Origin of the sequence: Timonella senegalensis JC301, from assembly GCF_000312125.1 — a bacterium.
GTDB lineage: Bacteria > Actinomycetota > Actinomycetes > Actinomycetales > Cellulomonadaceae > Timonella > Timonella senegalensis.
Window position 1 is genome coordinate 898,505 of the sequence record NZ_HE978641.1, and the last position, 8,854, is coordinate 907,358.

Sequence of the window (8,854 nt, forward strand, 5' to 3'; positions counted from 1 at the left end):
AACTCGGCCGTTAGTTCTGGGCTTGCGGCCGCGACTCCCTGCTCAGCAAGCCAGGCTGGCCGCCCCACGAGTACACGGGCGCCCACGTCCACGCCGGAGTGTGGTCTGCGGACCACGCCGGAGACGCCGCCGCCAGCGGCGTTAGCAAACTCGGTGACCTCGAGGGCGAGGCTGGGCTGGGAGCCAGCAGAATCGTCGATAATTTCCGACGATCCTGTCGCACTACCAGCGCCACCATCAGTGCCAGCCGAGCCAGTGCCGTAGCCGCCGTGGGCGGCGATCGCCTGGGCGATCGGGTGTTCGGACTTGGACTCGAGTGCTGCCGCGTACTCGAGGGTCTCGGGGGCGCCGAAGACGCCTTCCACGGACATGCGGCCCTGGGTGACGGTGCCGGTCTTGTCCAGCACGATCGTGTCAACGCGGCGGGTGGACTCAAGGATTTCTGGGCCCTTGATGAGCACGCCGAGCTGTGCGCCACGGCCCGAACCGACCAGCAGGGCGGTTGGCGTGGCCAAGCCCAAAGCGCACGGGCAAGCGATGATGAGGACCGCCACGGCGGCCGTGAAGGCGGCCTGAGTGGAGTCGCCCCAGATCATCCACGCGGCGAACGTGAGGATCGCGATGACGATGACCACGGGTACGAATACCGCGGAGATGCGGTCGGCGAGGCGCTGAACGGGTGCCTTGCCGGTCTGTGCGGCGGTGACGAGCCGGCCAATCGAGGCCAGCGTGGTGTCCTTGCCCACGCGGGTCGCACGGACCAGGAGGTGTCCGGAGGTGTTGACCGTGGCACCGGTGACGTTGTGTCCGGGGCCGACCTCGACGGGGACGGGCTCGCCGGTCAGGAGCGAGGTGTCGATTGCGGAGGTGCCCTCGGTGATCACGCCGTCCGTGGCGATCTTCTCGCCGGGACGCACGGCGAACACGTCGCCGACCACGAGCGACTCGATGGGAACAAGCTCCTCGCGGGTCTGGCCGTCGGCACCGGTGACGATGCGGTGCGCGTCTTTAGCGCCCATTTCCAGCAGGGACCGCAGGGCGTTTCCGGCGCTGCGGCGCGAGTGGTGCTCGGCGTACCGGCCGGCCAGCAGGAACGTGGTCACCACTGCGGCGGTTTCAAAGTAGAGCTCGGGCATCATTCCATGCCCGCCCGCACGCGGCAGGAACGACATGTGCATGGTCATGCCGATCTCCCCGGCGCCACCAAGGAGGAGCGCCCACAGCGACCACAGGGTCGCGGCGATCACGCCAAGCGAGACCAGCGTGTCCATGGTGGACGCACCGTGGCGCGCGGCCTTGAAGGCAGCCTTGTGGAAGGGCCACGCCCCCCACGTCACCACGGGAAGGGTGAGTGCGGCAACGAGCCACTGCCAGCCGGGGAACTGCAGCGCCGGGATCATGGACAGCAGGAGCACGGGCAGCGAGAGGATCGCGGAGCCAATGAGTCGCGGCTTCAGGATTGCACCGCGGTCCTCGGTGGGTGCGGACGTGTCCAGCTCGATGGCCTCTGGGGCCTCGGACTTCTTGGCGGTCTTGTCGTCACGTCCGGTGACGCGTCCGCCGTATCCGGCACGCTCGATTGCGGCTACGAGGTCCTCGTCCGCCACGGGCTCGGTGAGCACAACGTGTGCGGTTTCAAGTGGCAGGTTAACGGTGGCCACTGCCCCGGGAATCTTGTTGATGCGCTTCTCCACGCGTGCAACGCAGGAGGCGCAGGTCATGCCGGAGACCGCAAGGTCAACTTCAGCGATGACAGGCTGGGGGTGCGGCTCGAGTGGCTCGCGCGGCTGAGATTCGGTGGTCGTACGCATGTGAATCAACTTCTTGGATCGACTGTGGAGGAACGCCGCAGGTCGGCGTGCGTTCGCGTGGGGCCCAGTCGGGGCAGCGCACGTTCGGATGCGTGGGGCAGCCTGCGGCTGCCCCAGTCAGTCCCGGTGCGGTAGTGCTGTGGTGCTTGTGCTGTTCTGATTTTCGACGATCTTGGTTACGTTCCTAGGTCCCGCCCCGTGGGTTTGTGGTCCGGCCGGGGCGGGGCCTAGGAAAGGGAAGATCACTTGCAGTTGCAGTTACCGCAGCCGCAACCACCGGATGCCTTGCCTGGAGCGTCAGCTGCAACGAGGCCAAGGTCTTCGCCAGCGAGCTGTGCGCGGCCTTCAGTCTCGGCTTCGGTGGACTGGCCCTTTTCGTCAACGGTCAGCGAGGCTACTTCGTAGCCAGCCTCGTCGATAGCTGCGCGGAGCGCTGCTTCCTCGAGGGGGTTGTCGGAGAACACGGTGACCTCAGACTCAGCGCCCTTGCGAAGTTCGATCGAGATGTTCTCGATGCCTGCAACGGATTCGAGTTCGGTGGTGACTGCGGAGACGCAGTGACCGCAGGTCATGCCAGGAACCATGAGAGTGGTGACAGTCGACATTGTGAGTCCTTACTGGTTGTGTTGTGGAGCGTTATCGCAGGTGATGCGCGGTCTGAGGGGTCGGGTGGAACGGGCCTTGGGGCTAGTTACCTAGAGTGCGGCTCAGTTAGCTGCGGACCAGGCGGGCGATTGCCTCGGCGGCTTCGCTGACCTTTTCCTTGCCTTCTTCGTGCGAGGACTTGGCGGCGTCAACAACGCAGTGTCCCAAGTGGTCCTCCACAAGCCCGATGGAAACTGACTGCAGGGCCTTGGTGACCGCAGAGATCTGGGTGAGCACGTCAATGCAGTAGGTGTCTTCATCAACCATGCGCGCGATCCCGCGGACCTGGCCTTCGATACGACGAAGTCGCTTGAGGTAGTCCTCTTTGGTTCCGCTGTATCCAGCCATTGTGTTTCCTTTCGCCATCCTTGCGATTCAAATATACCCCCGTAGGGTATCTTTGGATACCCCCAGGGGGTATATATTTCTGTCTGCTGGATCACTGCGACTGTGCCGCGTGGCACACTAGAACCGTGGACTCGATCAAACGTTTTCTGGGACTGGACCGCGAGGGCAAGGGCGTCAGCCCCACCACCTCACTGCTGTACTCGATGGTGCTTTCCCTGATCATCTCGATAGCACTGCGGTGGCTTTTCCCCGCCATGAACCCGCTCTTCAGGTTCGTCATCTTCTTTGCCGTGGTGTTCCTGGTCTTCAACTGGATCGGCAAGAACCACCGCCGGGGTCCCCAGAAATAGTGAGGATCCTGGAAGTTAGCGGAGCGCTGCCTCGATCGCTGCGATGACCTCGGGGGAGTCTGGCGAGGTGGCGGGAGCGAAGCGCTGGATGCTTCCGTCCTTGCCCACTAGAAACTTCTCAAAGTTCCAGCGAATGCGCCCGGAGTAACCGCTGGCGTCCGAAGCGTGGCGCAACTCGGCATACAGTGGGTGCTTCTTGCTGCCGTTGACCCGCACCTTCTGCGTCATGGGGAAGGTGACGCCCCACGTCAGAGAACAGTATTCGGCGATCTTCTCCGCGCTCCCGGTCTCCTGCAGGAACTGGTTTGACGGCAATCCCAGGACAACAAATCCCTGGTCGCGATACTTCTCGTAGATGGCCTCGAGAGCCTCGTACTGCGGCGTGAATCCGCACTTGCTGGCAACGTTGACCACGAGTTTTACCTGATCATCCCACTGGCCAAACGTGGTGTGCGTGCCGTCGATAAGCGTCAGTTCGATCGAGTTGAGATCTGCCATTTCTCCCCCAAATAGGCTAGGTGTCCCTCCAGCCTAGTACCTTAGGGGGAACTTCTTTCGGGCGGCGAGATTTTGCCAGCTTGAGTCCGCCGGAAGTGGGATACTGCTCCGTATGAGCAGCGGACAAGCGGGCGCGCACCTCGCCCCACATGACACTGAGCCAGGCCAAGGATCCCGAGGTCCAAAGACGCCAGGCACTGTGTACCAGAGCGGGCGTAAGCGTAGGGAAGAAATCCTCGCAGCAGCTTTCGAGCACTTTGCGGAGTATGGGTACCACGGCGCATCCATGCGCGAAATCGCCGCCTCAACGGGCGTTACCCACGCTGGCCTGCGCTATCACTTCCCATCCAAGGAGGACCTGCTACTCGCTGTCCTCGAAAAGCGTTCCACCCAGGGCGACGAGTTCTTCGTGGGAACCATCGCGCTCAGCGGTGATCGCGACAGTGGGGACCACTCGGAACTCGATATCTGGGAAGTTATCTCCCAGTTCATCACTTACATGCGGTTTTCGTTTGACCGGCCTGGGATGATCCAGCTTTTCACCACCCAAGCCATCGCTGCATCCGACCCCAAGTACCCCGCACACGAGTTCTACAAGCGGCGCTACGACTCAATGCGGGCGGACTACCGTGGAGCGTTGCGCGCGATTCAAAAAGCAGGAGTGCTCCGCCCCGAAATCGACATTGAAGCCGCCGCTACAGAGATCATCGCGCTGTCCGAAGGCCTGCAAGTGCAATGGCTGCTCCAGCCAGAACAGGTCAACTACACGGCAACCCTTGAGCACTACCTGACCCACCTTGTGGTGCCGGAGTACCGTGAACGCCTCCACCAGACTTTTGTGGAGGCCTGCGACCTAGCCGAGTGAACCCAGCCTAAGCGATGGCGCGCGCGGCAGCTCGTGCGGCGTTAGGCAGAGCCTCCACAATTCGGTTGACTGCGGCGTCGTCGTGAGCGGCCGAGACAAACCACGCCTCGAATACGGAAGGCGGCAGGAGAACTCCCTGCTCCCGCATGGAGTGGAAGAAGGGCGCGTACCGGAACGTGTCGTTGGCGGTGGTGTCCGCGTAGTCACGGCTCCCGTACTGCGCCGCGGCCTCCCCGAACATGACTGAAAACAGGGATGATGCACGCTGCACCCGGTGCGCTACTCCCGCGTTCGTGAGCGCCTCTGAAACGCCCGTTGCGATCGCCTCGGATGCTCGCGATACGGATTCGTACACCGACTCGTCCGCGGCCCGCAGCGTGGCCAAGCCGGCGGCAACCGCAACAGGGTTCCCCGACAACGTGCCCGCCTGATACACGGGGCCAAGGGGCGAAAGCCAATCCATGATCTCGGCGGAGCCAGCGAGCGCAGCCACCGGCAGGCCGCCCCCAATGACCTTGCCAAACGTAAACAGGTCAGGAATATAGTTGGCGCCCAGGAGACTGCTCTCAAAGCCCCACCAACCCGACGGGCCACAACGGAATCCGGTGAGTACCTCGTCGAAAATCAGTAGCGCACCATGCTGGGACGTGAGCCGGCGCAGGCCCTCATTGAACCCGGGCAGCGGGGGCACGATCCCCATGTTCGCGGGAGCTGCCTCCGTGATGATCGCGGCAATCTGGCCGGGATGGGCCGCGAAAGCGGCCTCCACGGCCGCGAGATCGTTGTAGGGCAGGACCAGCGTGTCCGAGGCGGTACCCGGCGTGACGCCAGCCGAGCCGGGAAGCGACGCCGTGGCCACACCGGAACCGGCCTCCGCGAGCAGCGAATCCACATGCCCGTGATAGCAGCCAGCAAACTTGATGATCATGGGCCGGCCCGTGAACCCACGCGCCAACCGCACCGCGGTCATCGTGGCTTCAGTCCCCGTAGACACCAGACGCACCCGCTCGGCAGGGGGAATGCGGCGGGCGATCTCCTCGGCAAGCTCGACCTCGCCCAGCGTGGGAGCGCCAAACGACAACCCGCGCGCCGCAGCCTCCTGGACAGCCGCGACCACGGCCGGATGCGCGTGGCCAAGCAGTGCAGGACCCCACGAACCCACCAAATCCACGTACTCGCGCCTCGACACGTCGGTGACGTAGGCACCCTTGGCGCTCGCGAGGAAACGAGGGGAGCCGCCCACCCCGCGGTAGGCGCGAACCGGCGAGTTCACGCCGCCCGGGAGGATGTGTTGCGCCCGCTCAAAGGCCTGGTCATTGGACTGGATCATGCGCTTTCCTTTTCAGTTTGCTCGCAGTTTTGATTTGTTGCGAGCTACGTCCGCTCGCGCGCCAGCAGGTACACACTTCGTGGTGTCCCTACTTCTGCTGCGCTACCTTGCTCGCAACTTCAGCAGCAAAGTACGTGAGGATCACGTCCGCTCCCGCCCTCTTTATCCCGATCAGCGACTCCATGATGGCTGCCTCCCGGTCAATCCACCCGTTGGCAGCGGCGGCCTCGATCATCGCGTACTCGCCCGAGACCTGGTACGCGGCCACGGGGACGGACGATCGGTCTGCTACCTGGCGCAGCACGTCGAGGTAACTCATCGCGGGCTTCACCATGATCATGTCCGCGCCCTCAAGGAGGTCTAAGTCTGCCTCGCGCAGGCCCTCGCGGGCGTTCGCCGGGTCCATCTGGTAGGTGCGGCGGTCGCCCTTGAGTTGCGAGTCCACGGCCTCGCGGAACGGCCCAAAGAACGCGGACGCGTACTTGGCCGAGTACGCCAGGATAGCCACGCCGGTGAACCCGGCCTCGTCGAGGGCCTCTCGGATCTCAGCAACCTGACCATCCATCATTCCGGACGGGGCCACCACGTCCACGCCGGCCTGGGCTTGGGCCACTGCCATCGTCCGGTAGAGCGCGTTAGTTGCGTCGTTGTCCACCTCGCCCGCGGCGTCCAGAACCCCGCAGTGTCCGTGATCGGTGAACTCATCGAGGCACACGTCCGCCATCACCACAGTCCTGCCGGCGGCAGCGTCCTTGGCAATCCGAATCGCCCGGTTCAGGATCCCCTCGGGATCAACCGCACCCGACCCCACGGCATCACGCGTGGCGGGCACGCCGAACAGCATGACCCCACCCAGCCCCAGTTCGGCAGCCTCGCGCACGGCGGTGGCCAGCGACTCTTCGCTGTGCTGCACTACCCCCGGCATGGAGGCGATGGCAATCGGCTCGGTCGCCCCCTCCTTCACGAACAGCGGCAGGACGAGGTCGCGCGGGTGGATGCGCGTCTCGCTTACGAGTGCGCGCATTGCGGGGGAGGTGCGAAGCCTGCGGGGGCGTTCCATTAGTACTCCTTGCTGAGGTTGATCGCGCGTTCCAGCGCATCAAAAAGGCCGTGATCGGTTGCTGTGGTGGCGATCGTGGTGACGCTCAGGCCCATCGCGTTGGCCGTGCGGGCGGTGGGGCTACCGATGGCCACGAGGGCAGGCAGCTCGCCGCCTAGTTGGGCGGCGGCTAACGGGTCGAACTGCTTCACAAACTCCCGCACCACACTCCCCGAACTCGCGATCACCGCATCGATTTCCCCGTACCGGTACGCCTCAAGCGCCTCGCTGGTAGCGGGGATAGTCACCGTGCGATAGACCGTGACGCGGGTGGTCGCGTACCCCATCGCGGCGAGTCCGTCCTGCAGTTGGCTCGTTGCCAGATCCCCGAGCGGCAGGAGCACCCGGCCGCGCTCGCGGCCCTGTTCGGGCCACGCTGCGAGCATGCCAGCCGCCGAATTCTCGGCGGCCTCAAAATTAACGACGATCCCCTTGGCTTCCAGCGCACGAGTAGTCGCGGGACCAACAGTGGCCCATCGGGTCTGCGCCGCCACCACGCTCAGCGGTGTGCCGGGGTGTGTGCGCTCCAAGGATGCGGTGAGCTCGTCCACCGCGTTGACCGAGGTTACGGCAACCCAGCCAAACTGACCAAGGTCACGAGTGGCCTTGTCCACGAGCTCGCGGGAATCGTCGGAAATCAGTTCCCTACGCACCAGCGGGCAGGTGATCACGAGGCCGCCCGCGGCCTCGACCAGGCGGGTCAGCCCTGCGGCCCGCTCGGCGGGACGCAGTATCAGGGTCGTGGTGTTATCGAGCGAACCGCGAGCGTCACGCATCCAAGAACTCCGAGGCCCCGCCCTCAAGGAGGGCCGCGGCGAGCGCGACGCCCGCCGCCACCGCGTCATCCACGGAGGAGACGGGGACGCGTGCCTCGCGGCGAACGGCAGGGCGCGAAGGCAGCGCGGACGACTGGACAGACCGGGGGTCAAGGGCCACTGCAGTGAGGTGAAGCTCGCCGCCCGCGATGTGTCCATAGGCGCCAAGGGGTGCTGCGCATCCCGCCTCGAGCTGGCGCAGCACAGCCCGTTCGGCGGTCACGGCAAGGAACGTGGGTACGTGGTGCAGAGACATGAGGGAGGAAAACAGCCCGGGGTCCTCGTCCGCAAGCGAGTCACGAACCTCCACGGCCAGCGCGCCCTGGCCGGGAGCAGGCAGCATGCCAGCGAGGGGGAGGAGTTCCGAGATGACGTGCGCCCGACCCAGCCGGCGCAGACCAGCATTGGCCAGGACCACGGCGTCGAGATCGTTGGGGGTGTCTGGCTTGTCGGCCGTGGACAGGCCCGCCCGAGCGAGGCGGGTGTCTACGTTTCCGCGAATATCCACGATCTCCAGATCGGGGCGGGCAGCAAGAAGCTGCGCCGCGCGGCGCGGGGAACCGGTTCCGATCCGCGCCCCAGGAGGTAGGAGATCCAGAATCTCACCGTGGCGGGAACACAGCGCGTCCTGCGCGTTCTCCCGCTGCGGCGTGATGATGACCGTGCCCTCCTGCGGCGCCGTAGGAAGATCCTTCAGGGAGTGCACAGCCACGTCGACGCGGCCCTCGAGCAGGGCATTGCGGATCGCGGTAACAAAGACGCCGGTGCCGCCCATATTGGCGAGCGAGCCGGTCAGGACATCGCCCTGGGTCTTGATGGTCACCAACTCAACGGCGGTTCCGGTCGCCTGCTCGATGAGCTTGGCAATGATTCCGGACTGCGCGAGCGCGAGTGCCGAGCCGCGTGTGCCGATGGTGAGGGAACTGGGGTTCTGGTTGGTAGCCACCCAGCCATTGTTCCACCCAAGGTGAGGAAACGGGCAGAGCCTGCTCGATCGCCCCCACCTTTCCATCGAGAGTATGACTGAGCCCACTCTCGAAGATGAGAGTGGGCTCAGGAATACTCTCGATGAAGAGAGGGAGGTGGAAGGATC

Annotated in this window: 10 protein-coding genes; 2 read left to right on the forward strand and 8 right to left on the reverse strand. The window is 64.7% G+C overall.

Features of this window, described 5'->3' with window-relative positions; genetic code table 11:
• The 3 genes from HGSM_RS03830 to HGSM_RS03840 all read right to left on the reverse strand — a co-directional run.
• Positions 1 to 1,811: heavy metal translocating P-type ATPase (locus tag HGSM_RS03830; RefSeq protein WP_019147420.1), on the reverse strand; the 1,811-nt coding region annotated here is incomplete at its 3' end.
• A 242-nt stretch (positions 1,812 to 2,053) separates the two neighbouring features.
• Positions 2,054 to 2,416, reverse strand: a complete 363-nt coding sequence (locus HGSM_RS03835) for a heavy-metal-associated domain-containing protein (protein WP_019147421.1) — start codon at positions 2,414 to 2,416, stop codon at positions 2,054 to 2,056.
• A gap of 106 nt (positions 2,417 to 2,522) precedes the next feature.
• Positions 2,523 to 2,804 carry a metal-sensitive transcriptional regulator gene (locus tag HGSM_RS03840; RefSeq protein WP_019147422.1) on the reverse strand — a complete coding sequence of 94 codons (282 nt, stop codon included), beginning with the start codon at positions 2,802 to 2,804 and terminating at the stop codon, positions 2,523 to 2,525.
• A gap of 125 nt (positions 2,805 to 2,929) precedes the next feature.
• Here HGSM_RS03840 and HGSM_RS03845 point away from each other — a divergent pair, with 125 nt between their 5' ends.
• Positions 2,930 to 3,154 carry a hypothetical protein gene (locus HGSM_RS03845; RefSeq protein ID WP_019147423.1) on the forward strand — a complete coding sequence of 75 codons (225 nt, stop codon included), beginning with the start codon at positions 2,930 to 2,932 and terminating at the stop codon, positions 3,152 to 3,154.
• A 15-nt stretch (positions 3,155 to 3,169) separates the two neighbouring features.
• Here HGSM_RS03845 and HGSM_RS03850 read toward each other — a convergent pair whose 3' ends face one another.
• The gene (locus tag HGSM_RS03850; protein WP_019147424.1) at positions 3,170 to 3,652 is read right to left on the reverse strand and encodes a glutathione peroxidase; all 483 of its coding nucleotides are present in this window, start codon (positions 3,650 to 3,652) and stop codon (positions 3,170 to 3,172) included.
• A 112-nt stretch (positions 3,653 to 3,764) separates the two neighbouring features.
• Here HGSM_RS03850 and HGSM_RS03855 point away from each other — a divergent pair, with 112 nt between their 5' ends.
• Positions 3,765 to 4,517: a TetR/AcrR family transcriptional regulator gene (locus HGSM_RS03855; protein WP_081581296.1), complete on the forward strand. Its 753-nt coding sequence runs from the start codon at positions 3,765 to 3,767 to the stop codon at positions 4,515 to 4,517.
• A gap of 7 nt (positions 4,518 to 4,524) precedes the next feature.
• Here HGSM_RS03855 and hemL read toward each other — a convergent pair whose 3' ends face one another.
• From hemL to hemC, 4 genes are all read right to left on the reverse strand, one after another.
• Entirely contained in the window at positions 4,525 to 5,847 is a 1,323-nt protein-coding gene (gene hemL / locus HGSM_RS03860; protein WP_019147426.1) for a glutamate-1-semialdehyde 2,1-aminomutase, read from the reverse strand.
• 88 nt (positions 5,848 to 5,935) lie between these two features.
• A complete protein-coding gene (gene hemB, locus HGSM_RS03865; protein WP_019147427.1) occupies positions 5,936 to 6,907 on the reverse strand; it encodes a porphobilinogen synthase in 972 nt (323 codons plus the stop codon).
• Entirely contained in the window at positions 6,907 to 7,722 is an 816-nt protein-coding gene (locus tag HGSM_RS03870) for a uroporphyrinogen-III synthase (protein WP_019147428.1), read from the reverse strand. The genes hemB and HGSM_RS03870 overlap by 1 nt, the downstream gene beginning before the upstream one ends.
• The gene (hemC, locus tag HGSM_RS03875; protein WP_019147429.1) at positions 7,715 to 8,707 is read right to left on the reverse strand and encodes a hydroxymethylbilane synthase; all 993 of its coding nucleotides are present in this window, start codon (positions 8,705 to 8,707) and stop codon (positions 7,715 to 7,717) included. The genes HGSM_RS03870 and hemC overlap by 8 nt, the downstream gene beginning before the upstream one ends.
• Between the last annotated feature and the right edge of the window lie 147 nt (positions 8,708 to 8,854).

What these genes read in the sequence shown, in the direction of transcription:
- hemB (WP_019147427.1), bottom strand. Translation starts at nt 6,907, where the DNA reads ATGGAACGCCCCCGCAGGCTTCGCACCTCCCCCGCAATGCGCGCACTC.
- HGSM_RS03855 (WP_081581296.1), top strand. Translation starts at nt 3,765, where the DNA reads ATGAGCAGCGGACAAGCGGGCGCGCACCTCGCCCCACATGACACTGAG.
- hemL (WP_019147426.1), bottom strand. Translation starts at nt 5,847, where the DNA reads ATGATCCAGTCCAATGACCAGGCCTTTGAGCGGGCGCAACACATCCTC.
- HGSM_RS03870 (WP_019147428.1), bottom strand. Translation starts at nt 7,722, where the DNA reads ATGCGTGACGCTCGCGGTTCGCTCGATAACACCACGACCCTGATACTG.
- HGSM_RS03850 (WP_019147424.1), bottom strand. Translation starts at nt 3,652, where the DNA reads ATGGCAGATCTCAACTCGATCGAACTGACGCTTATCGACGGCACGCAC.
- HGSM_RS03840 (WP_019147422.1), bottom strand. Translation starts at nt 2,804, where the DNA reads ATGGCTGGATACAGCGGAACCAAAGAGGACTACCTCAAGCGACTTCGT.
- HGSM_RS03835 (WP_019147421.1), bottom strand. Translation starts at nt 2,416, where the DNA reads ATGTCGACTGTCACCACTCTCATGGTTCCTGGCATGACCTGCGGTCAC.